At 69.1% G+C, this 22,298-nt stretch carries 19 protein-coding genes; 11 read left to right on the top strand and 8 right to left on the bottom strand.

Features of this window, described 5'->3' with window-relative positions:
* Nucleotides 1-22: 22 nt before the first annotated feature.
* From ACZ5IK_RS12905 to ACZ5IK_RS12895, 3 genes are all read right to left on the bottom strand, one after another.
* A complete protein-coding gene (locus ACZ5IK_RS12905; protein WP_465487854.1) occupies nt 23-1,141 on the bottom strand; it encodes a sensor histidine kinase in 1,119 nt (372 codons plus the stop codon).
* On the bottom strand, nt 1,138-1,815 hold the full coding sequence (locus ACZ5IK_RS12900; RefSeq protein WP_007033550.1) for a response regulator transcription factor: 678 nt from the start codon (nt 1,813-1,815) through the stop codon (nt 1,138-1,140). Before ACZ5IK_RS12900 ends, ACZ5IK_RS12905 begins: the two co-directional genes overlap by 4 nt.
* A gap of 387 nt (nt 1,816-2,202) precedes the next feature.
* Nucleotides 2,203-3,687 carry a PucR family transcriptional regulator gene (locus tag ACZ5IK_RS12895; RefSeq protein ID WP_465487853.1) on the bottom strand — a complete coding sequence of 495 codons (1,485 nt, stop codon included), beginning with the start codon at nt 3,685-3,687 and terminating at the stop codon, nt 2,203-2,205.
* A gap of 111 nt (nt 3,688-3,798) precedes the next feature.
* Between ACZ5IK_RS12895 and ACZ5IK_RS12890 the strand changes: the two genes are divergently transcribed.
* From ACZ5IK_RS12890 to ACZ5IK_RS12870, 5 genes are read left to right on the top strand one after another with little or no spacing between them, the layout of a single operon-like run.
* Nucleotides 3,799-5,250, top strand: coding sequence for a sodium:solute symporter family protein (locus ACZ5IK_RS12890; RefSeq protein WP_465487852.1), 1,452 nt, complete (start codon nt 3,799-3,801; stop codon nt 5,248-5,250).
* Nucleotides 5,251-5,278: 28 nt separating this feature from the next.
* Entirely contained in the window at nt 5,279-6,232 is a 954-nt protein-coding gene (gene speB / locus ACZ5IK_RS12885) for an agmatinase (protein ID WP_168214273.1), read from the top strand.
* Nucleotides 6,229-7,884, top strand: coding sequence for a thiamine pyrophosphate-binding protein (locus ACZ5IK_RS12880; protein WP_465487851.1), 1,656 nt, complete (start codon nt 6,229-6,231; stop codon nt 7,882-7,884). Before speB ends, ACZ5IK_RS12880 begins: the two co-directional genes overlap by 4 nt.
* Nucleotides 7,881-9,287, top strand: a complete 1,407-nt coding sequence (locus tag ACZ5IK_RS12875) for an aminobutyraldehyde dehydrogenase (protein WP_465487850.1) — start codon at nt 7,881-7,883, stop codon at nt 9,285-9,287. The genes ACZ5IK_RS12880 and ACZ5IK_RS12875 overlap by 4 nt, the downstream gene beginning before the upstream one ends.
* 19 nt (nt 9,288-9,306) lie before the next feature.
* On the top strand, nt 9,307-10,749 hold the full coding sequence (locus ACZ5IK_RS12870) for a purine-cytosine permease family protein (RefSeq protein WP_465487849.1): 1,443 nt from the start codon (nt 9,307-9,309) through the stop codon (nt 10,747-10,749).
* On the opposite strand, the gene ACZ5IK_RS12865 is transcribed toward ACZ5IK_RS12870, so the two are convergent.
* Nucleotides 10,746-11,561: an oxidoreductase gene (locus tag ACZ5IK_RS12865; RefSeq protein WP_465487848.1), complete on the bottom strand. Its 816-nt coding sequence runs from the start codon at nt 11,559-11,561 to the stop codon at nt 10,746-10,748. The two genes, ACZ5IK_RS12870 and ACZ5IK_RS12865, sit on opposite strands and share 4 nt — an antisense overlap.
* 92 nt (nt 11,562-11,653) lie before the next feature.
* Here ACZ5IK_RS12865 and ACZ5IK_RS12860 point away from each other — a divergent pair, with 92 nt between their 5' ends.
* Together ACZ5IK_RS12860 and ACZ5IK_RS12855 are read left to right on the top strand one after the other, a co-directional pair.
* Complete coding sequence (locus ACZ5IK_RS12860; protein ID WP_465487847.1) at nt 11,654-12,181, top strand: TetR/AcrR family transcriptional regulator; 528 nt, start codon at nt 11,654-11,656, stop codon at nt 12,179-12,181.
* A gap of 78 nt (nt 12,182-12,259) precedes the next feature.
* Nucleotides 12,260-12,910: a DJ-1/PfpI family protein gene (locus tag ACZ5IK_RS12855; RefSeq protein WP_465487846.1), complete on the top strand. Its 651-nt coding sequence runs from the start codon at nt 12,260-12,262 to the stop codon at nt 12,908-12,910.
* Nucleotides 12,911-12,980: 70 nt separating this feature from the next.
* Here the strand turns inward: ACZ5IK_RS12855 and ACZ5IK_RS12850 are convergent, their stop codons facing one another.
* A complete protein-coding gene (locus ACZ5IK_RS12850; protein WP_465487845.1) occupies nt 12,981-13,178 on the bottom strand; it encodes a hypothetical protein in 198 nt (65 codons plus the stop codon).
* A 110-nt stretch (nt 13,179-13,288) separates the two neighbouring features.
* Nucleotides 13,289-15,193 carry a 1-deoxy-D-xylulose-5-phosphate synthase gene (gene dxs / locus ACZ5IK_RS12845; protein WP_465487844.1) on the bottom strand — a complete coding sequence of 635 codons (1,905 nt, stop codon included), beginning with the start codon at nt 15,191-15,193 and terminating at the stop codon, nt 13,289-13,291.
* Between the two features lie 218 nt (nt 15,194-15,411).
* On the opposite strand from dxs, the gene ACZ5IK_RS12840 reads away from it, so the two are divergent.
* The 4 genes from ACZ5IK_RS12840 to ACZ5IK_RS12825 are packed head-to-tail and all read left to right on the top strand — an operon-like array spanning nt 15,412 to nt 20,278.
* Nucleotides 15,412-16,896: an aldehyde dehydrogenase family protein gene (locus ACZ5IK_RS12840; protein WP_465487843.1), complete on the top strand. Its 1,485-nt coding sequence runs from the start codon at nt 15,412-15,414 to the stop codon at nt 16,894-16,896.
* Nucleotides 16,897-16,911: 15 nt separating this feature from the next.
* Complete coding sequence (locus ACZ5IK_RS12835; protein ID WP_465487842.1) at nt 16,912-18,423, top strand: APC family permease; 1,512 nt, start codon at nt 16,912-16,914, stop codon at nt 18,421-18,423.
* Nucleotides 18,420-19,973 carry a GMC family oxidoreductase gene (locus ACZ5IK_RS12830; RefSeq protein WP_465487841.1) on the top strand — a complete coding sequence of 518 codons (1,554 nt, stop codon included), beginning with the start codon at nt 18,420-18,422 and terminating at the stop codon, nt 19,971-19,973. The genes ACZ5IK_RS12835 and ACZ5IK_RS12830 overlap by 4 nt, the downstream gene beginning before the upstream one ends.
* 44 nt (nt 19,974-20,017) lie before the next feature.
* Nucleotides 20,018-20,278, top strand: a complete 261-nt coding sequence (locus ACZ5IK_RS12825) for a DUF1062 domain-containing protein (protein ID WP_465487840.1) — start codon at nt 20,018-20,020, stop codon at nt 20,276-20,278.
* A gap of 169 nt (nt 20,279-20,447) precedes the next feature.
* Here ACZ5IK_RS12825 and ACZ5IK_RS12820 read toward each other — a convergent pair whose 3' ends face one another.
* Together ACZ5IK_RS12820 and ACZ5IK_RS12815 are read right to left on the bottom strand one after the other, a co-directional pair.
* A complete protein-coding gene (locus tag ACZ5IK_RS12820; RefSeq protein WP_465487839.1) occupies nt 20,448-21,095 on the bottom strand; it encodes a response regulator in 648 nt (215 codons plus the stop codon).
* Entirely contained in the window at nt 21,092-22,243 is a 1,152-nt protein-coding gene (locus tag ACZ5IK_RS12815; RefSeq protein ID WP_465487838.1) for a sensor histidine kinase, read from the bottom strand. Before ACZ5IK_RS12815 ends, ACZ5IK_RS12820 begins: the two co-directional genes overlap by 4 nt.
* Nucleotides 22,244-22,298: the final 55 nt, after the last annotated feature.

The raw sequence follows: 22,298 nt of genomic DNA, 5'->3' as shown, positions 1-22,298 counted from the left end.
GAACCGTAACCCCCGCGACCGGTCAGGGCAGAGCGGGCAGGTGGACGGTCACCGAAAGACCGCCGCCCACAACGGGTTCCGCGGCCACCATGCCCCCGTGGGCCTGGACGGCGGCCCGCACGATCGAGAGTCCCAGCCCGGCACCGGTGCGGGCGGTCCTGGCGATGCCGGCGCGGCGGAACGGTTCGAACAGTTCGGGGACCGTGGCCGGGTCGAGCAGACCGCCGGACGACCGCACCCGCAGCACCGACCACTGTGGACCGGCTTGCGTGACGACGTCCAGCCAGCCGCCCTCGACGTTGTGCCGCACGGCGTTCTCCAGCAGGTTGCCCGCGATCCGTTCCAGCAGCGCCGGATCGCCGAACGTCGGCGCGCCCGGGGTCGCGAATTCGGTGCGAATGCCGCGTTTCTCCGCTTCCACCCGCACCGCGCGCCAGGCACTCCCGACGATCACCGCGAGATCGACCGGTTCCCTGGCCACCAGTCCGGCGCCGTCCGTGCGCGCGAGCAGCAGCAGCGAACCGACCAGCCGCTCGGCCCGTTCGGTCGCGTCGCGGACCACGCCCGCCATCCGCCGCAGTTCGGCTTCGTCGGCTTGCTCGTCGGCCAGGGTGACGTCGAGTTCGGTACGGATGACCGCGAGCGGCGTCCGCAGCTCGTGACTGGCGTTCGCGACGAAATGCCGCTGCGCGTCGAACGCGGCCTGCAGCCTGTCGAGCATGTCGTCGAAGGTCTCGGCCAGTTCGGCGAGTTCGTCCTTGGTGCGAACCTCACCGATCCGCTCCCCCATCGATTCGATCGACAGCCGTCGCGCCGTTCCGGTGATCTCACGCAGCGGCTGCAGGACCCGCGCGGTGAACGTCCACGCGAGGATCCCCGCCGCCAGCACGACGAAACAGAACGCGGCCGCGCCGAACAGCAGCACCCGGTTCCGGGCGTACACCCGCAAATGCTCGGTGACTGCGGAAGCGTCGACGTCCACGCCGTCGACGCGGACCGTGGTGCCCGGCGGAAGCTGCGGAACGGCGGAAACCGCGTCGCCGACCAGATTCCAGGTCAGCCAGAGCAACAGGAGGCTGACCAGTGCCACCAGCCCGGTCGCGAGCAGCGTGACCCGCGCGCGCAGGCTGCGGGCGTTCACCCGCGTGCGGTCCCCTGCTCCGGCACCCGGTAGCCGGAGCCGACGACGGTCTCGATGATCCCCGGCTCGCCCAGCTTCTTCCGCAACGTCATCACGGTGACCCGGACGGTGGTGGTGAACGGGTCGGCGTTCTCGTCCCACACGCGTTCGAGCAGTTCCTCACTGCTGACCACCGAACCGGCGGCCGACAGGAGCACCTCCAGCACGCCGAACTCCTTGCGGGTCAGCTCGACCGGACCGCTCGCACGGCGGACGGTCCGCCTCGCGGGATCCAGTTCGACGTCGCCCGAAGTCAGCAGCGGCGGCGCGGCCGGTGTCGCGCGGCGGCCCAGTGCCCGCACCCGCGCGACGAGTTCGGGGAAGGCGAACGGCTTGGCGAGGTAGTCGTCGGCGCCGAGGGAAAGGCCGTCCACGCGATCCGAAACGGAACTGCTCGCGGTGAGCATCAGCACGCGGGTCAGCTCCCCGGACGCGACGATCTCGCGGCACAGGTCGTCACCGGACATCCCGGGCAGGTCGCGGTCGAGCAACACGACGTCGTACCGGGTGACGGCGGCCTTCTCGTGCCCGTCGTCACCGGTGAGCGCGATGTCCACCGCCATGCCCTCGCGCCGCAGGCCGCGTGCGATCGCGTCGGCGAGGGGTTCTTCGTCTTCGACTACCAGAATCCGCACGACCCTACGTTGCCACACATTCCTGAGAGTGACCTTATTGGACCAACCGGCGGTGGCCGTTCGGTACAAGTGGTCGTGAGTGGCGTTTCAGGTTAGAGCGGACCGGTATCTGCCTACCTACGTGTGACCAGAAGGAATTGGGACGTCGAGTGTCCCGATTCCTTCATCGTCGAGGGGGGTCGGTCCGGTCTGGGTGCTTGATCGACGGAGGATCGGGGACACTCAACGTCCCCGATCCTCCGTTGATCAAGACCGTGCCATCCCCGTGACCTCGCGGACGGCAGCCGAGCGGGGAAGATTTGAGACGTTCAGCGTCCCCAATCCTCCCCACTCACCCAGGATCCAGTGGGTAGGCAAATACGGGTCCACTAGAACCCGAAACGCCACTCACGACCAGCGCAGGGCGAACCACAGCCGCATCCGGATCTCCGGATCCGCCAGGTCCACCTCCAGCGCCCGTTCGATCTGCCCGATCCGGTGCCGGACGCTGTTGCGGTGCACGCCGAGTTCGGCGGCCGTCCGGTCCCAGCCGCCGTGGTGCGCGAGCCAGGTGCGCAGCGTCTCGACGAGTTCGCGGTCGCCTTTCCGGTCGAGTTCGCGCAGCGGCGCCAGCGCTTGGGCGGCGAACCCGGCCGCCGCGTCCGGCGCGATCAGCGCGTCCAGCCCGGACCCCGCCACCTCCGCCACCACGGGCCGCCCCAGCGCGCGGGCGCGGGTCAGCAGCAGTTCCACCTCGGTGGCCGCCTCGGGGAGCCGATCGGGCGGAACGGGTGAGCTCACCACCGCGAGCCAGCCGTCGGCGCGGAGCCTGTCGAGGTCACCGATCTCCGGCGCCTCACCGACGATCGCGTCGAACCGCGGCCCCGGCGACAGTCGCACGAGCGGAGTGTCGAGCCGGGCGCGCAGCCAGTCGTAGCGCGCGGCGGCCTCGGCGGGGCCGCGGCGGTAGGCGATCCCGCCGACCAGGCGGCGTTCGTCCCCGCCGGCCACGCCGGTCTCCCCGAGCAGCAACGCGGTGGCGGTGGCACCCAGTCCCGCCGCGTCCGAACCCGCGCGGCCCGCCAGCCCGAGCAGCGCCGCCCCGACCGACAGGATCGAGCGGTCCGCGCCGTCGAACCGCGCGATCCGGCCGACCACGACCAGATGCGACGCCGTCGCCTGCGGGTACACCGGTTGCGCGACGACGTGCGTGCCGTCGGCCAGTTCCGTCGTCGCGCTGCGGATCCCCCGGCCCGCCCGCAGCGTGGCGACCAGTTCCCGGACCTCGTCGGGCAGGGGCGACGGGGCGCCGTGGTCGGCGGCGAGGACGTCGCCGACGCCGACCAGCGCCACCCACGCCCGCAGCCGCCCGGCCAGCGCACCCGCCAGTTCGCCGAGCCCGTCACCGGCCGCCCTGGTCAGTGCCTCGCGCGCGACCGCGATCCGCCGCTGTTCGCGCTGCCCGGCCTCGGCGAGCGCGACCGAAACCGCCCGGCTGATCGCCAGGAACGGCGTCCGCGGCTGGACGATCAGCAGGGGCAGGCCGTACCGGACGCAGGCCGCCCGCAGCGACGGCGGCAACGTCTCGTAGGCGCCGGGGGTCAGCCCGAACCCCAGCGCCGAGATCCCGCTGTCGGCCAGCCGCCGGACGTAGCGGTCGACCTCCGGCGGCTCCGACGGCAGGTTCACCCCGGCGGTGAGCAGCAGTTCCGCCCCGAGCAGGTACGGCGCGGGGTCCCGCAGCTCGCTGACGTGCGCCCAGCGCACCGGGGCGTCGAGCGCGCCCGGCCGCACCGTCTCCACGACCGGGTCGAGTGCCAGTTCCGGGTTGCCGACCACGGCCCGTAACGGGACATTCACATCCGAGTCGAGCGGATCGTGGGTTTGGGTCATTCCATCCTCGCTTCAAGGCAACCTTGGATGGATCATCCCATGTCGTTCAAGGTGCGAACGAACCTACGGTGACCCGAACGAAGCGAACAGCCCCAAGTCAAGGAGGACACCGTGGCCGGTGATTACGCGGTGATCGCGCTCTACATAGCGGGCATGATCGGGGTCGGCTGGTTCGGGCTGCGGCTCGCCAAGACCAAATCCGACTATCTCGTCGCGGGCCGTCGCCTCGGCTGGTTCATGTACTCGGGCACGATGTCCGCGGTCGTCCTCGGCGGCGCTTCGACGGTCGGCGGGGTGAAGCTCGGCTACACCTACGGTATCTCCGGCGCCTGGCTCGTCATCGCGATCGGCGTCGGCATCCTGGTCCTGCACACGCTGTTCGCGCGACGGCTGGTGAAACTGCGCGTCTACACCGTCGGCGAGATGCTCGACCTGCGCTACGGCGGCTCCACCAGCGCCATCTCCGGCGTCGTCATGTGGGGCTACACGCTGATGCTGACCGTCACCTCGACGCTGGCGTTCGCCACCATCTTCAAGGTCCTCTTCAACGTCCCGAGCTGGGTCGGCATCGCCATCGGCGGATCGATCGTGGTGCTCTACTCGGTGCTCGGCGGCATGTGGTCGATCACGCTGACCGACATCGTCCAGTTCGTCATCAAGACCATCGGCATCCTGTTCATCCTGCTGCCGGTCTCGATCGTCTCGGCGGGCGGTTTCGACGGGATGGCCGCGCGGCTGGACGAGAGCTACTTCGAACTGACCGCCATCGGCGGCGACACGATCTTCACCTACTTCCTCATCTACAGCTTCGGGCTGCTGATCGGCCAGGACATCTGGCAGCGCGTGTTCACCGCGAGGACGCCGGGCATCGCCACCGGCGGCGGCGTCATCTCCGGCGTCTACTGCCTGGTCTACGGCCTCGCCGGCGCGCTGATCGGCACCGCGGCCAAGGCGCTGTACCCCAACCTCGCCAGCGCGCAGGACGCGTTCGCGACCATCGTCGAGGAGCAGCTGCCCGCCGGGATCCGCGGCCTGGTGCTCGCGGCGGCGCTGTCGGCGATGATGTCGACCGCGAGCGGCGCGCTCATCGCCTGCTCGACGGTCAGCACCTCGGATCTGCTTTCCAAACTGGGCCTCAAGAAAGCCGTCGACGAAGTCCGCAGGAACCGGGTCACCACGCTGGTCCTCGGCATCGTCGCGATCGGCATCGCGATGGTCGTGGACGACGTCGTCAACGCGCTGACCATCGCCTACGACATCCTCGTCGGCGGCCTGCTGGTCGCGATCATCGGCGGGCTGGCGTGGAAGCGCGGCACACGCCAGGGCGCGCTCGCGTCGATGGTCGTCGGCACCGTCGTGGTCATCACGTTCATGTTCGTCGACGGCGTCGAGGCCAACAGCCCGATCTACTGGGGGCTCGGCTCCAGCCTGGCGGTGTACCTGCTGGTCAGCTTCTTCACCCCGCGGACCTCGGACGAGATCCTCACCGTGTGGACCCGCCGCCTGAACGGCAGCGCGGTCGCCGAAGAAGAAGAGGCGAAACTCGCCGCTTCGAAATCCTGAAAACCCTTACACCCAAGAAGGAGACACAGTGGCTGAGCAGAGCCCGATCGGACCCGTCGACTCGTCGAGGGTGCCCCGGTTCGCCGGTTTCGCGACCTTCGCGAGGCTGCCGCGGATCGATCAGGTCGAGCACGCCGACGTCGCCGTCGTCGGGGTGCCGTTCGACGCCGGGGTGTCCTACCGTCCCGGCGCGCGGTTCGGCCCCTCCGCGCTCCGTGAGGCCAGCAGGCTCCTTCGCCCGTATCACCCGGAACTCGACGTCTCCCCGTTCGCCGAAAAGCAGGTGGTCGACGCCGGTGACATCGCGCTCAACCCGTTCAACATCGGGGAGGCGATCGAGACCCTGCAGCAGGAGGCGGAGGCGCTGACCGCGGGCGGGACGCGGCTGGTGACCGTCGGCGGCGACCACACGATCGCGCTGCCGCTGCTGCGTGCGGCGGCGAAGAAGCACGGACCGGTGGCGCTGCTGCATTTCGACGCGCACCTCGACACCTGGGACACCTACTTCGGCGAGCCGTACACCCACGGCACCCCGTTCCGGCGGGCGTCCGAGGAAGGCCTACTCGACACCGAAGCGCTGTCCCACGTCGGCACGCGCGGCCCGCTGTACGGCAAGCGGGATCTGGAAGAGGATCGCCGCCTCGGATTCGGCATCGTCACCTCCGGCGACGTCATGCGCCGCGGGGTCGCCGAGACCGTCGACGCGCTGCGCCAGCGCATCGGCGGCCGCCCGCTCTACATCTCGGTCGACATCGACGTGCTCGACCCCGCGCACGCGCCGGGCACCGGCACCCCCGAGGCGGGCGGGATGACCAGCCGCGAACTGCTGGAGATCCTGCGCGGGCTGCGCGACTGCAACCTCGTCGGAGCGGATGTCGTCGAGCTGGCCCCGGCTTACGATCATGCCGAGATCACCGCCATCGCGGCTTCCCATGTCGCCTACGACCTGGTGAGCCTGCTCAGTTTGGGGAAGGGCGAATGACCAGCACTGAACGGATAGGCGGCGACGTAGTCGTCGAAACCCTCCGCGCGCTCGGCGCCGACACCGTGTTCGGCCTGCCCGGCCAGCACGCGCTCGGCCTGTTCGAAGCTCTCCGGCGCAGTTCCGAACTCCGCGTGATCAGCTCGCGGGTGGAGAACAACCTGGCGTTCGCGGCCGACGGGCACGCCCGTGCCCGGCTCGCGGCGGACCCCGAGGGCCCGGTCCCGGTGACCCCGATGATCGTGTCGACCGGTCCCGGCGCGCTGCTGACTTTGGCTTCACTGCAGGAATCCCGGGCCGCGTCGGTGCCGGTGCTCGGCATCTCCAGCCAGATCCCGGTCGCCGGTCTCGGCGGCGGACGGCACGGCTACCTGCACGAACTGCCCGACCAGCAGGCCAGCTTCCGCGATGTCGTGAAGTCCGTGCACGTGGTGCGGACCGTCAGCCAGATCCCGACGGCGCTGCGCGAGGCCTGGGAGTCCGCTGCGACGGCACCGTACGGCCCGGTGTGGGTCGAGATCCCGCAGGACATCCTGCTGGCGCCGACGGACCTGCCGCGGATCACGTCGGTGACGGCGAATCCCGCGCCGCTCGCGCCGTTGCCGGAACTGCTCGCCGAAGCCGCGGATCTCCTCGGTGCGGCGAAGAAGCCGGTGATCCTCGCCGGTGGTGGTGCCCTGCGCTCGGGTGCGCACGCGGAGCTCAAAGCGCTCGCGGAGGCCTTGCGCGCGCCGGTGTTGTCGACGTTCGGCGGCAAGGGTGTCTTCGGCTGGGACCACGAGCTTTCCGGGCAGTCGTGGCTGGAGGACTGGCACAGCACCGAGTTCCTGTCGGACGCGGACGTACTGCTGGTGCTGGGTTCCGGGCTCGGCGAGCTGTCCAGCAACTACCGCGAGTTCGCCCCGTGCGGCCGGATGATCCAGGTCGAGGCCGATCTCGGGAAACTGGAGTCGAACTATCCGGCACTGGGCATCCACGCCGACGTCCGTCTCACCCTGCAAGGACTTCTGGAGCAGGTTCCGTTCCGCCAGAGCGACGGTGTCGCCGAAAAGGCGGTCGCTGAGCTGCTGGGAAAGGTACGCGAACGGCTCGACGGCCAGGCGCTCGAAACCGAGCGCAAGCTGATCGACGACATCCGCGCGGCGGTCCCCGAGGGCACGCAGACGTTCTGGGACATGACGATCGCGGCCTACTGGGCCTGGTCGGCGTGGAACCCCGAGGGCGCGCCGATCCACACCGCGCAGGGCGCGGGCGGGCTCGGCTACGGCCTGCCCGGCGCGCTCGGCGGCGCGGCCGCCACCGGCGGTCCGGTGCTCGCGGTGTCCGGTGACGGCGGCGCGATGTACGGCGTCGCGGAGCTGGCCACCGCGGTCCAGCACCAACTGGACGTCACGTGGCTCGTCGTCGACGACGGCGGGTACGGCATCCTGCGCGAATACCTGACCGGCGCCTTCGGCCAGTCCACCGCCACCGAACTCGCGCGACCCGATTTCGCCGCGCTGGCGAAGTCTTTCGGTGTCTCCGCCACCGTGTCCTCTTTGGACACCGTCGGGAAGGACCTGGCCGACGCGCTGGGCACGCCCGGCCCGTCGGTGGTCGTCCTCCCCGCCCTGCTGAAGATGTTCGAGCCGACCCACCTGGAGAAGAAATGACTCAGGTCCTGAATTTCGTCGACGGCGCCGAGGTACCGGCGGCGGGCTCGCGGCCACTAGACCTGGTGGACCCCGCCACCGGTGAGGTCTTCGGCACCAGCGTGCTGTCCGAGCAGTCCGATGTGGACGCCGCGCTGGAGGCCGCCGAACGGGCGTTCAAGGTGTGGCGCAAGAGCACGCCCGCCCAGCGTCAGCTCGCGCTGCTGAAGATCGCCGACGCGGTGGAGGCGCGCGCGGAGGAGTTCGCCGAGCTCGAAATCCGCGAGACCGGCAAGATCCGGGCCGTCGTGCTGGAGGAGGAGATCCCGGAGTGCGTCAGCGCGCTGCGGTTCTTCGCCGGCGCGGCCCGGCAGCTCGAAGGCACCGCGTCCGGCGAGTACCTGCCGGGGCACTCCTCGGCGATCCGCCGTGAACCCGTCGGCGTCTGCGCGCAGATCGCGCCGTGGAACTACCCGCTGATGATGGGTGTCTGGAAGATCGCCCCGGCGCTGGCGGCGGGCAACACCGTCGTGCTGAAGCCCGCGGAGACCACGCCGTCGACGGCCGTGCTGCTGGCGAAGGTCGCGGCGGAGTTCCTGCCCCAGGGCGCCTTCAACGTGCTGTGCGGCGACCGCGACACCGGCCGCGCGCTGGTGAAGCACCCGATCACCGAACTGGTGTCAATCACCGGGTCGACCCGCGCGGGCATCGACGTCGCCACCGTCGCGGCGGCCGACCTCAAGCGCACGCACCTGGAACTCGGCGGGAACGCGCCGCTGCTGGTGTTCGGCGACGTGAACCTCGCCGAGGCGGCTGAGGGCATCGTCGGCGCGGCGTTCTACAACGCCGGGCAGGACTGCACCGCGGGCAGCCGGGTACTGGTGGACGCGGCGATCCACGACGAGTTCGTCGCGGAGCTGACCAAGGCCGCCGCCGCGCAGGCACCCGGCCGGGACTTCGGCCCGCTCAACAGCGAGGCGCAGTTCGGCCGGGTTCGCGGCCTCGTCGAGCGGCTTCCCGCCCACGCCCGCGTGGAGACCGGCGGCTCGCCCGCCGGTGACCGCGGTTTCTTCTTCTCCCCCACCGTGATCTCCGGCCTGAAGCAGGACGACGAGATCGTGCAGGAGGAGGTCTTCGGCCCGGTGATCACCGTCCAGTCCTTCGCGGACGAGGACGAGGCGGTGCGCCTGGCCAACGGCGTCCCCTACGGGCTGGCGTCGTCGATCTGGACCCACGACCTGGCACGCGCGACCCGCGTTTCGGGCGAACTCGACTTCGGCTGCGTCTGGGTCAACACCCACGGGCCGCTGGTCTCGGAAATGCCCCATGGCGGCTTTGGGCACTCGGGCCACGGAAAGGACCTCTCGTCCTACTCCTTCGCCGAGTACACCCGCGTCAAGCACGTCATGACCCGCTTCGCCTGAAGCAGCACCGGAGGTCCCTATGGGTGAGAAGATCACCGAAGTCGAACAGCACGGCATCGCGCCGATCCCGCCGGAAGAGCAGACCTCGCGTCCGCGCGACCTGTTCCGGATGGCGTTCGGCGGCGCGAACACCTTCGCCACCATCATCCTCGGGACCCTCCCGATCGCCTTCGGCCTGAGCTTCTGGGCGGCGGTGGCGGCCACGGTCGCCGGGGTGGTCGTCGGCGCGCTGGTGCTCTCGCCGATGTCGTTGTTCGGCCCGCTCACCCGGACCAACAACGCGGTCTCCTCCGGCGCGCACTTCGGCGTCGTCGGCCGTTGTGTCGGCTCCTTCCTCTCCCTGCTGACGGCGATCACCTTCTTCGCCATCTCGGTCTGGGTGAGCGGCGACGCCGTCGCCGGTGCGGCACAACGGCTTTTCGGCTTCGACGGCGGCGAAGTGCTGCGCGGCGTCGCGTACGGCGTCATCGCGATCGCCACACTGGTGGTCTGCATCTACGGCTACCGGTTCATGCTGCTGGTGAACCGGGTCGCGGTCACCCTGGGCACGGCGATCATGCTGCTCGGGATCGTGGCCTACGGCGGCACGTTCGACCCCGGGTTCGCCGGCACCGGCGTCTACGCGCTCGGGGACTTCTGGCCGACCTGGATCCTGGCCGCGCTCACCACGATGGCGAACCCGACCTCGTTCGGCGCCTTCCTCGGCGACTGGACGCGCTACATCCCCGCGCGCCACAGCCGCCGTTCCCTGCTGGCCGCGCCGTTCCTGGCGCAGGTGGCGACCCTGCTGCCATTCGGGTTCGGCATCGCCACCGCGACCCTGGTCGCGGATCCGGCCGACTACATCACCGGCCTGACCGCGATTTCCCCGCTCTGGTACGCGATCCCGCTGATCGTGGTCGCGCTGATCGGCGGGCTGTCCACCGGCACGACGTCGCTCTACGGGACCGGCCTCGACTTCAGCTCGATCTTCGTGAAGCTGAGCCGGGTCCAGGCGACACTGCTGATCGGCTCGCTCAGCGTCGTGTTCATCTTCGTCGGCAATTTCGTGCTGGACATGGTTTCGAGCATCAACGCCTTCGCCACGCTGATCGTGCTGTGCACGTCGCCGTGGATGGTGATCATGATGATCGGATTCGTGCTGCGGCGCGGGTTCTACGACCCGGACGACCTCCAGGTGTTCAACCAGGGCCGCAAGGGCGGGCGCTACTGGTTCACGCGCGGGGTGAACTGGCGCGCGATGGCCGCGTGGATCCCGGCGACGACGCTGGGCCTGCTGACCGCCAACACCCCGATGATCGCCGGGCCGTTCAAGGACATCGCGGGCGGCGTGGACGTCAGCATGGTGGTGACGCTCTGCACGGCGGCGATCGCGTATCCCGTGCTGGTCAAGCTCTTCCCCGAGCCGCCGGAGGTCTACTCGTACGCGGAGCCCGTCACGGAACCGGCTGTCGCGGTCTAGGCGAAGCGGCGCAGCGCACCGAGGAACAACGCGTCGAAGGCGCGGTCCGGGAGCACCCGGCGCACGAACAGGATCGGCTTCGCCCCGAGTCCCGCGGCGTAGCGGGTCTTCGGGCGCCGGGCCTGGACCGCCTTCAGGATGACGTCGGCGATCACCTTCGGGTGGGAGCCGCGCGCGGCCTGGTCGAAGAACTTGGCCAGCGCCTTGGCCTGCGGAGCGTAGGCGGTGTCGCCCGAGGTCTTGAGCAGGTTCTCGACCGCGATGCCGCCCCATTCGGTCTTGATGGCGCCGGGTTCGATCACCACGACGTCGATGCCGAACGGCTTGAGCTCCAGCCGCAGGGAGTCGCTCAGGCCTTCGACGGCGAACTTCGTCGAGTGGTACCAGCCGCCGAGCGGTTCGTAGATCTTGCCGCCGATCGACGAGATGTTCACGATCTTGCCCGAGCCCTGGGCCCGCATATGCGGCGTGGTCAGCTGGACGAGCCGCGCGAGGCCGAAGACGTTGACCTCGAACTGGTACTTCCCCTCCGAAAGCGGCACGTCTTCGAAGGCGCCGTACGAGCCGTAGCCCGCGTTGTTGACCAGGACGTCGATGCGGCCGGACTCCTCGATGATCCGCTCGACGCCGGCGACCATCGACGCGTCGTCGGTGACGTCCATCGCGAGGATCTTGATCCCGCGTTCGGCGAGCCCCGCCATCCGGTCGACGCGCCGCGCGGCGCCGTAGACCGTGTAGCCGGCTTCCTGCAGCGCGAGCGCGGTGGCTTCGCCGATGCCCGCGGAAGCGCCCGTGACCAGTGCGACCTTCATGTCGAACTCCCTAACTAACTGGTTGGTTGCTAAGTCAGGTTGCCACGGGACCGGACTGGCTGTCAACCAACCAGTTAGTTAGACTGGGTCACATGGTCAGGGACAAGGAAGCGACCAAGCGGAAGCTGCTGGACGCGGCGACGACCGAGTTCGCGACGTACGGCATCGCGGGCGCGCGGGTGGATCGCATCGCGAAGAACGCCGGTGCCAACAAGGCGCTGATCTATGCCTATTTCTGCAGCAAGGAATACCTTTTCGAGACCGTGGTGCAGGAACAGGTGGACGCCGCGATCAAGTCGGTCCCGATCACGCCCGACGATCTGCCCGGTTACGCGGGGCGGCTGTTCGACCGGTATCTGGAGCACCCCGAGGTCCTGAGGCTCATGGGCTGGCTCCGGCTGGAGCAGGGCTTCGACGCGGCACCGGAGGCCGAAGTCCGGGCGCACGCGGACAAGGTCGCCGCGATCCGGGAAGCCCAGCGCGCCGGGACCGTGCCGGACCACTTCGACGCCCAGGAACTGCTGAGCCTCGTCGTGCACCTGTCGATCCTGGGTTTCTCCTCCCCCGCCGCGACGCGTGATCTCGTCGTCCGCTCGGTCTCCCGGCTCACGGGAACCTGAGCCGGTTTCCACGCGACCACTGGGTAAATCACCTGGGAGGTCGTCTTGCAACGCCGAACTTTTCTGCGTGCTTCAGCCTTGTCCGCCGGTGTGGCCGCCGGAGTCACCGTGCCCGCCGCCACGGCCGCGTCACCTTTGCGCGTTCACATCCTGATGTTCGACGGCGTGGAGGAACAGGACTTCATCGCGCCCGTCGAAGTACTCGGACTGGCCGGGAAACTCACCGGCGGCGCTGTGGTCACCTCGCTGGTGAGCGCGGGACGGCCCGGACCCGTGCGCTGCACCTACGGCACCACCGTCGACGTCCCCCGGAGCTGGTCACCCGGCGAGGCCGACGTCCTCGTGGTGCCGGGTGGCGGTTACAAGGACCGGAACGGTCCGGGCGTGCACCGGCTCAACGCCGATCAGGGTTTCCTGCGTCGACTGAAGGCTTCGCGGGCGCTGCCGGTCGGGATCTGCACCGGGACGATGGTGCTGTCCGCGGCGGGCCTGACCAAGGGACGCAACGCGACGACACACAGCGGCGCGAAGGCGGATCTGGCCGCACAGGGCGCGAAGGTGATCGACGCGCGCGTCGTCGACGATGGCGACCTGATCACCGGCGGCGGGATCACCTCGGGACTCGAGGTTTCGCTCTGGCTCGTGGAACGGGTTCTGGGCGCGAAGGCGGCTCAGCGGGCGGAGGTCGTGCTGGAGTACGAGCGTCGTGGCACTGTCTGGCGGGCGTAAGGCGTGCTTTGCACAGCCACTCGCGCTGATAGCAGGGTAAGGGGATTTCGGGTCATCTAACGACCTCGAATCACGCACCCTTCCCGTCGACAACACGTGCTCGCGCGACGACCCGGCTCACGGTCGCCTGGTTCACCTGGCCGTACTTGGCGATTTCGCGCTGTGGCATCCCGTCAGCGAACAGCTCGCACATCAAGTCATTTCGCTGACGTGTCCGAGTCGCGATCTCGTCCGCCGCCAGCAGAAGCCGTCGCACCTTGTCATTCATTAGCCCATGATGCACCAAGCATCACAGTCGGCGTCCGGTGGATCTAGCGCGTGTCATGAAAGGGTCTTTCAAGACAGATTTCGTCTTGAAAGACCCTTTCATGACACAACTCAGCGGTGCGTGTCCTCCGGCGCGGGCGTCCGGCTCGCCAGGTTCGCGGACCACTCGGTGACCCGCCGCGCGACGTCCTGCGCGGTGAGCCCGACGCGGGCCAGCACCTCCTCGCGCGAGCCGTGGTCGTGGAACACCTGCGGCACGGCCAGATCCCGCAGCGGCACGTCGCATTCGGCGTCGCGGAACAGCGCGGCCAGCGCGGAACCGAAACCACCGTGGCGGCCGCTGTCCTCGACGCTCACGACCAGCTTGTGCTGCTCGGCCAGCGCCACCAGTTCGGCGGGCGCCGGGACGACCCAGCGCGGGTCCACCACGGTCACGCCGATGCCCTGGTCGGCCAGCCTGTCCGCGGCGGCGAGCCCGAGCATCGCGAACGCGCCCACCGCGACCAGCAGGACGTCGGCGTCGCCGGACGGCTTGCGCAGCACGTCCACCACCCCGACGCGTTCGACGGCGGGAACGGAGTCGATCACGCCGCCCTTGGAGAACCGCAGCGCCGTCGGCCCGTCCTCGACGGCGACGGCCTCGCGCAGTTCCTCGCGCAGCGTGCCGGCGTCACGCGGCGCGGCGACCCGCATGCCCGGCACCATGCCCAGCAGCGAGAGGTCCCACATGCCGTGGTGGCTCGGCCCGTCCGGCCCGGTGATCCCGGCGCGGTCCAGCACCAGCGTCACCGGCTGGCGGTGCAGCGCGACGTCCATCAGGACCTGGTCGAACGCGCGGTTCAGGAAGGTCGAGTAGACCGCGACGACGGGGTGCTTGCCGCCCATCGCGAGACCGGCGGCCGAGGTCACCGCGTGCTGCTCGGCGATGCCGACGTCGTACCAGCGGTCCGGGTACGCCTCGGCGAACTTGTGCAGCCCGGTCGAGCGCAGCATCGCCGCGGTGATCGCGACGACGTCCTCGCGGTCGGCACCGATCTTGACCAGTTCGTCGGCGAAGACACCGGTCCAGCTCGGGCCCTTGACCGGCGGCAGGCCGGTTTCCGGGTCGATCGGGTCGGTCTGGTGCATCTGGTCGGCCTGGTTGGTCACCGCGGGCTCGTAGCCGTGACCCTTTTCGGTGACCACGTGCACGATGACCGCGCCGCCGAAGTCACGGGCGCTCTGGAAAGCCTTCTCCAGCGCGCCGAGGTCGTGCCCGTCGACCGGCCCGAGGTACTTGAGGCCGAGGTCGGAGAACATCATCTGCGGGCTCAGCGCGTCCTTGAGCCCCGCCTTCGCCGCGTGCAGCGCCGCGTAGATCGGCTTGCCGACGATGGGCGTGTGCCGCAGCAGTTCCTTGCCGCGGTCCAGAACGCGCTCGTAACCCGGCTTGAGCCGCAGCGCCGCGAGGTGATCCGCGACGCCGCCGATGGTCGGCGAGTACGAGCGGCCGTTGTCGTTGATGACGATGACGACCGGGCGCCGCGGGTTCGCGGCGATGTTGTTGAGCGCCTCCCAGCACATGCCGCCGGTCAGCGCGCCGTCGCCGACGACCGCGATCGCGTGCCTGCCGCCACCGCCGAGTTCGAACGCCTTCGCCAGACCATCCACATAGGACAGAGCGGTCGACGCGTGACTGTTCTCGACGAGGTCGTGCTCGCTCTCGCAGCGCGCCGGGTAGCCGGTGAGGCCGCCGAGCTGGCGCAGCTTGCCGAAGCCGTCGTGCCTGCCGGTGACGATCTTGTGCACGTAGGCCTGGTGACCCACGTCCCACACGATGGCGTCGTTCGGCGAGTCGAAGACCCGGTGCAGCGCCATGGTCAGCTCGACCACACCCAGGTTCGGGCCGAGGTGACCACCGGCGAGCCGCACCTTCTCGACCAGGAAGTCGCGGATCTCCGCGGCCAGCTCGCCGAGCTGTTCCTGGTCCATCCGCTTCAAGTCGGCCGGTCCGTGCACGGACTCGAGCAACGTCACTCTCCCACCTCGCCTGGTTCCTCATTCCGCCGTTCCAGCCAGTCTACGGAGGGCGCCTGAGAGTCTTCCGTCCCCCGCGTCACGGGTCACATGTCAGAAAATCACCACACGGCACCCGACGGTGTGAACATGGTCTCGTTTGCCAAGTAGCGGTCACGTCGGGTGGCCGCGATAATCGCTGATCAACGGTTGAGCAGGAGCCGGTTTCGGAGGGCTTGATGGCGGACTTTTTCATCGGTGGCGAGTGGGTCGACGCGATCGGCGGTGGTCGCAGGGAGATCCGCTGCCCCGCTGACGGGTCGCTGGTCGCGGAAGTCGCCGAAGGCACCCGTGAGGACACCGAAGCGGCCATCGCCGCCGCGAGGAAGGCCTTCGACACCGGCCCTTGGCCGAACACCCCCGCCCCCGAACGCGGTGACCTGCTGCTGAAGGTCGCGGACCTGCTCGACCGCGACGCCGAGGCCTTCGCCCGCGCCGAGTCGCTCGACACCGGGAAACGGCTGGTGGAGAGCAAGTACGACATGGCCGACATCGCCGCGTGCCTGCGTTACTTCGGCAAACTCGCCGCCAACGACGCGGGCCGGGTGGTCGACACCGGCAACCCGGACGCGTTCAGCCGGATCGTGCACGAGCCGGTCGGCGTCTGCGGGCTGATCACGCCGTGGAACTACCCGCTCCTGCAGACCATCTGGAAGGTGGCCCCCGCGCTCGCGGCGGGCAACACCTTCGTCCTCAAACCCAGCGAACTGACGCCGCACACCTGCATGATGCTGATGAACCTGCTGACCGAGGCCGGGCTGCCCGGCGGCGTCGCGAACCTGGTGCTCGGCGCCGGCGCGCAGGCCGGGGCGCCTCTTTCGGAGCATCCGGATGTCGATCTCGTCTCGTTCACCGGCGGGCTCGCGACCGGGAAGATCATCGCCGCGTCCGCCGCCGCGACGATCAAGAAGGTCGCGCTGGAACTGGGCGGCAAGAACCCGAACGTCGTCTTCGCCGACTCGGACTTCGACACCGCCGTGGACTACGCGCTGACCGCGGTGTTCCTGCACTCCGGCCAGGTCTGCTCGGCGGGCGCGCGGCTGATCGTCCAAGAGGAGTGGCACGACAGGTTCGTCGACGAACTCGTCCGCCGTGCCGAACTGATCCGACTGGGTGGACCTTTCGACCCGAAGGCTGAAACCGGTCCGCTGATCTCGGCCGCCCATGTGGAAAAGATCGAACGGTACGTCGCCGCGGCTCTCGAAGAAGGCGCTGTCCTGCGCACCGGTGGCAAACGCCCCGACGATCGCGAGCTCGCGAAGGGGCACTACTACCTGCCGACCATCCTCGACAACGTGAAGCAGGGCAGCAGCGCCGTCGTCGACGAGTCGTTCGGCCCGGTGCTCACCGTCGAGACCTTCACCGACGAGGACGACGCCGTCCGCATCGCCAACGACACCCACTACGGCCTCGCGGGCGCTGTCTTCACCTCGGACGCCTCCCGCGCGCAGCGGGTCGCGAACCGGCTGCGGCACGGCACGATCTGGATCAACGACTTCCACCCGTACCTGCCGCAGGCGGAATGGGGCGGCTACAAGCAATCCGGCTTCGGACGCGAGCTCGGCCCGACCGGTCTGGCCGAGTACGTGGAGGCGAAGCACATCTACCAGAACCTCCGGCCCGAACCACAGCGCTGGTTCTCAGGGGAGCCGGCGTCCAACTAAAGACGGGAAGTGCCGATGAGTACTCCTTCCGACGACGGCCTCGCCGGTTTCGGCTACAAACAGGAACTCGAAAGAACGCTCGGCAATTTCCACACCTTCGCCGCCGGGATCAGCTACATCTCGATCCTGACGGGCACCTTCCAGCTGTTCTACTTCGGCTTCAGCTTCGGCGGGCCCGCCTACTGGTGGTCGTGGCCGATGGTGTTCGTCGGCCAGCTGATGGTCGCGCTGTCGTTCGCCGAACTGGCCGCGCACTACCCGGTCGCCGGATCGATCTACAACTGGTCGAAACGGCTCGGCAGCCCGCACGTCGCCTGGATGGCCGGGTGGATGATGCTGACCGCCTCGATCGTCAGCATCGCCGCCGTCGCGCTGGCATACCAGATCACGCTCCCCCAGATCTCGTCGTTCTTCTCGTTCTCCGGCGACAGCGCGGTGAACGCGGTCATCCTCGGCACCCTCCTGATCCTGTTCACCACGCTGGTGAACGCGTGGGGCGTCAAGCTGATGGCGCGGATCAACAGCGCCGGGGTGTTCATCGAACTGGTCGCCGCGGTCCTGCTGATCATCGCGCTCGCGGTGAACATCACGCGCGGCCCCGAGGTCGTCATGCAGACCAACAACACCGGCGCCGACCAGCCATGGGGCTACTTCGGGGCGTTCCTGGTCGCCTCGCTCGCGTCGACCTACGTCATGTACGGCTTCGACACGGCCAGCTCGCTCGGCGAGGAATCCCACGATCCGCGCAAGAACGCGCCCAAGGCGATCCTGCGGGCGCTGATCGCGTCGTTCGTCATCGGCGGGCTGATCCTGATCCTGGCGCTGATGGCCGTCGGTGACATCAACAACCCGGAGATCGCCACGGGCGGGCTGCAGTTCATCGTGAAGGACGTCCTCGGCAGCACGATCGGCACGATCTTCCTGCTGGCGGTCGTCATCGCCATCACGGTGTGCAACCTGGCCGTGCAGTCGGCGTCGATCCGGATGATGTTCGCGATGGGCCGCGACAACAACCTGCCCGCCGGGAAGCACCTGGCGCGGGTGTCGCCGAAGACGAAGACGCCGGTGATCCCCGCGATCGTGTCCGGCGTCATCGCGGTGCTGATCCTGGTGGTCAACGTCGGCCAGCCGCAGATCTTCACGGTGATCACCAGCATCGGCATCATCATGATCTACCTGGCGTACCTGCTGGTCACCATCCCGATGCTGGTCAAGCGTTTCCGGGGCCAGTGGCCGCCGCCCAAGGCCGAGGGCACCAAGTACTTCTCGCTCGGCAAACTGGGCCTGCCGGTCAACATCGTCGGCGTGCTGTGGGGCGGCGCGATCGTGGTGAACCTGGCGTGGCCGCGGCGCGAGGTCTACAACGCGACCGAGCCCTACCACTGGTACCTCGAATGGGGGGCCGTGCTGTTCGTCGGCGCGGTGGCCGTCGTCGGTTTCGCGTATTACTGGTTCGTCCTGCGGCACAAGAGCGGCGTCCTGGCCGATCACGCCGCGGAAGCACACCCCGAGGAGGCAGCACAGTGACCGGAGAGTTCGACTACATCGTCGTCGGCGGCGGGACGGCGGGTTCGGTGGTCGCGGCGAGACTCTCGGAAGACCCGGACGTCTCCGTGGCGCTCCTGGAAGCCGGACCGTCCGATGTGGACGACCCGGCGGTGCTGGAGCTGACGAAGTGGATGGCCCTGCTGGAATCCGGCTACGACTGGGACTACCTGGTCGAACCGCAGGACTCCGGAAACTCCTTCCTGCGCCACGCCCGCGCGCGGGTGCTCGGCGGCTGCTCGTCGCACAACTCGTGCATCGCGTTCTGGGCACCGGCGGAAGACCTCGACGAATGGGCGTCGCTCGGCCTTCCGGGCTGGTCCGCCCAGGACATTTTCCCGCTGTACAAGCGTCTTGAGACCAACGACGGCCCCGGCGACCACCACGGCCGCTCGGGCCCGGTGACCATCCGCTCGGTGCCGCCGAACGACCCGACCGGTGTCGCGCTGTTGCAGGCGTGCGAACAGGCGGGCATCCCGAGGACGGAATTCAACTCGGGCAAGACCGTCACGCACGGCGCGAACTGGTTCCAGATCAACGCGCGCGAAGACGGCACGCGGTCGTCGGCGTCGGTGTCCTACCTGCACCCGATCATCGGCAAGCGGCCGAACCTGGAGATCATCACCGGCGCTCGCGTCCGGCGGCTGCTGTTCGACGGCAAACGCTGCACCGGCGCGGAATACCTGGCCGACGACCTGATCCACGGCGTCAAGCTGCGCGCCCGGCGCGAGGTCATCCTGTCGTCGGGCGCGATCGACACCCCGAAACTCCTGATGCTGTCGGGAATCGGCCCGGCCGCGCATCTGCGCGAAGTCGGCGTGGACGTGCTGGTGGACTCCCCCGGCGTCGGCGAGAACCTGCAGGATCACCCCGAGGGCGTCATCCAGTGGGACGCGCTGCAGCCGATGACCACCGAATCCACGCAATGGTGGGAAATCGGCATCTTCACCAGCACGGAGGAAGGCCTCGACCGGCCGGACCTGATGTTCCACTACGGCTCCGTGCCGTTCGACATGAACACCCTCCGGCAGGGTTATCCCACCACGGAGAACGGGTTCTGCCTGACCCCGAACGTCACCCGGTCGCGCTCGACCGGGACCGTGCGGTTGCGCAGCCGTGACTACCGGGACAAGCCGAAGGTGGATCCGCGCTACTTCACCGACGAGCACGACATGCGCGTGATGACCTACGGCATCAAACTGGCCCGCAAGATCGCCGAACAACCCGCGCTGGACGAATGGGCGGGCACGGAACTCGCGCCCGGCAGGGACGTCAAGACCGACGACGAGATCGCGGACTACCTGCGCAAGACGCACAACACGGTCTATCACCCCGCGTGCACCGCGAAAATGGGCGGCGACGACGACCCGCTGGCCGTGCTGGACGCGCGGCTGCGGGTGCGCGGCGTCGAAGGCCTGCGGGTCGCCGACGGTTCGGCGATGCCGTTCCTGGTCGCGGTGAACCCGTGCATCACGACGATGGCGATCGGCGAGAAGTGCGCGGACCTGCTGAAGGAGGATGCGCGCGCTTAAAGGTGCTTGAGAAGGCCCCCTGGCTTCGGCTAGGGGGCCTTCGCTTGGCCCGAAAACCAGTGGAGCGGCCCCACCGGTGCCATTACCGTGCCTGCCTGCCACTCGCCCGCCGCCGTTGCCACGCGTGCGCGTCCGGTCGCTTCCGGGCGAGTGGCAAGTTCCGCGTCAACGCGAACCACAAGCTCATCGACGCCTGGCTCCTCGTGCTCTGCACCGCGTGCGGGGACACGGCGAAACTCACGATCCTGGAACGGACGAAGGTGCGCTCCGTCCGGCCTGACCTGCTGAACCGGCTGCACGTGTGATTGGAGCCGGATCACGGAGTTCGCCTTCTGATCACGCGAGATCCGGCTCCAATCACGCGAGTCACGCCCTCGCTCACCTTGAGTTCAGCCACAACGCCACCTTTGACTTACCCCTCGATAGGGGTTTGACAGACGACCGATGTGTTCCGGCGGCGGAGCCTTTGCGGCGTCAGACGCGGCCGGTCTCGTGGGCCCACATGGCGACCTCGACGCGGTTTCGGGCGCCGAGCTTTCGCATGAGGCTGGCGAGGTGGGCTTTGACGGTGCTTGGGGTGATATAGAGCTCGCCGGCGATCTCATTGTTGGTGCGGCCCCGGGCTACCGGCACGAGGACTTCCTCCTCGCGGGCGGTGAGCGGTTCTATCGGCTGCCTCGGTGGTGGGGTATGCGCCTGAGCGAACACCGCGAGCAGTCGGACGGTCACGCTGGGCGCGATCAGTGCGTCTCCGTCGGCGGCGGCGTGGATGGCCTGGGTCAGCAGGGCGGGTCCGGCGTCCTTGAGCAGAAACCCGCGGGCGCCGGCTTTGAGCGCCCCATGGACATACTCGTCGAGGTCGAAGGTGGTGATGACCACGATCGGCAGGGGGTCGGTGACGTCGGGGCCGGCGAGGCGTCGGGTGGCTTCGATGCCGTCCATCAGCGGCATTCGGATGTCGAACAGGCCGACGTCGGGGCGCAGCTGGAGTGCCAGGCGGACTGCCTCGCGCCCGTCGGCGGCCGCGCCGACCACTTCGATGCCGGGTTGGGCGTCGAGCAGCATGGTCAGCCCGGTGCGCACGATGGGCTGGTCGTCGGCGATGAGGACCCTGATGCTCATCGTGGCGTCCCGATTCGAGGCAAGACCGCCTCTACCCGCCAGCCCCGCTCGGCGGCGGGGCCCGCGTGGAAGGTGCCGCCGAGCAGTGAGACGCGTTCGCGCATGCCCACCAGGCCGTAGCCTGCCGGGGCGCGGCCGCCGGCGGCGGAGCCGTCGTCGTCGATGGTCAGCCGCACCTCGTCGGCGTCGCCTGTGACGGCGACGGTGACCTGGGTCGCGTGACGGGCGTGCCGTCGAGCGTTGGTGATGGACTCTTGGGCCAGGCGGTAGATCGCGGCCCCGACCGCCGGGCTGAGGTCGTCGAACTCGCCGAACAGCGTCACCTCGACGCAGGGACCCGTCTGGCCGTCGGTGGCGAGCTGCCCGACCTCGGCCACGCCGGGCTGCGGCGAGAACTCGGTGTCCTGTGCGGCACGGAGCACGCCGACGATAGCGCGCAGCTCGGTGAGGGTGCGGGTCGCCGCGTCCTCGATGACGGCCAGGGCCTCGACGGCACGCTCGGGGTGGGAGGCCGCGATGGCGCGTCCTGCCTGGGCCTGGATGGCGATGCCCGAGACGTGGTGGGCGACGGTGTCGTGGAGCTCGCGAGCGAGCTGTTCGCGTTCGAGGGCCTTGGCTTGGTCGATGTCGCGGATGCGGATCTTCGCGCGATAGCGGATCGCGGTGCCGAGCGCGGCGGCGAACAGGAAGAACGCATATCCCGCGACCGCCTCCGCCAGGGTGGTGGTGTCGGCGCCGAGGGTGATGATGACGGCCAGCCAGAGCAGGATGACGCCGAGGCCGCTCGCGGCTTCCCGGCCGGAGCCCCACCGGAACAAGGCGTAGGCCAGGATCAGCACCGCGATGCTGCTGTTCAGCAGGGCGCCTTGCGACCCGGTGAGAATTCTGACGAGGTCGACGCTCGTCAACGTGCCGAAGGAGACCACGACCGCGACGAGCGGGTGCGTACGTCGCCACAGCAGGGGGCCGAGGACCGCCAGCACCGCGATGAGCAACAGCGGGCGTGGCGCCAGGTCCTGGCGAAGCACCACTTCCACCACCGACCAGCAGATCAGTACTGCGACCAAAGCCCAGTCCCGCGGCCCCCGGCCCGGGGCATTCGCAGGTCGAGGTTCGGCCCACAGCGAGCGGAGCGCGTTGGTGGCCATCTGATCAGCCTAGGCAGCCCGCGTGCCCGGTGCCTCCGCCGAAAGTACAAGAGTC

Source organism: Amycolatopsis sp. NPDC031561, from assembly GCF_055580625.1.
The sequence above is the reverse complement of the archived record's forward strand: the minus strand, read 5'-3'. Positions and strand labels throughout refer to the sequence as shown.

What these genes read in the sequence shown, in the direction of transcription:
- ACZ5IK_RS12840 (WP_465487843.1), top strand. Translation starts at nt 15,412, where the DNA reads ATGGCGGACTTTTTCATCGGTGGCGAGTGGGTCGACGCGATCGGCGGT.
- ACZ5IK_RS12895 (WP_465487853.1), bottom strand. Translation starts at nt 3,687, where the DNA reads ATGACCCAAACCCACGATCCGCTCGACTCGGATGTGAATGTCCCGTTA.
- ACZ5IK_RS12815 (WP_465487838.1), bottom strand. Translation starts at nt 22,243, where the DNA reads ATGGCCACCAACGCGCTCCGCTCGCTGTGGGCCGAACCTCGACCTGCG.
- ACZ5IK_RS12875 (WP_465487850.1), top strand. Translation starts at nt 7,881, where the DNA reads ATGACTCAGGTCCTGAATTTCGTCGACGGCGCCGAGGTACCGGCGGCG.
- ACZ5IK_RS12850 (WP_465487845.1), bottom strand. Translation starts at nt 13,178, where the DNA reads ATGAATGACAAGGTGCGACGGCTTCTGCTGGCGGCGGACGAGATCGCG.
- ACZ5IK_RS12860 (WP_465487847.1), top strand. Translation starts at nt 11,654, where the DNA reads ATGGTCAGGGACAAGGAAGCGACCAAGCGGAAGCTGCTGGACGCGGCG.
- ACZ5IK_RS12835 (WP_465487842.1), top strand. Translation starts at nt 16,912, where the DNA reads ATGAGTACTCCTTCCGACGACGGCCTCGCCGGTTTCGGCTACAAACAG.
- ACZ5IK_RS12870 (WP_465487849.1), top strand. Translation starts at nt 9,307, where the DNA reads ATGGGTGAGAAGATCACCGAAGTCGAACAGCACGGCATCGCGCCGATC.
- ACZ5IK_RS12880 (WP_465487851.1), top strand. Translation starts at nt 6,229, where the DNA reads ATGACCAGCACTGAACGGATAGGCGGCGACGTAGTCGTCGAAACCCTC.
- ACZ5IK_RS12820 (WP_465487839.1), bottom strand. Translation starts at nt 21,095, where the DNA reads ATGAGCATCAGGGTCCTCATCGCCGACGACCAGCCCATCGTGCGCACC.
- ACZ5IK_RS12865 (WP_465487848.1), bottom strand. Translation starts at nt 11,561, where the DNA reads ATGAAGGTCGCACTGGTCACGGGCGCTTCCGCGGGCATCGGCGAAGCC.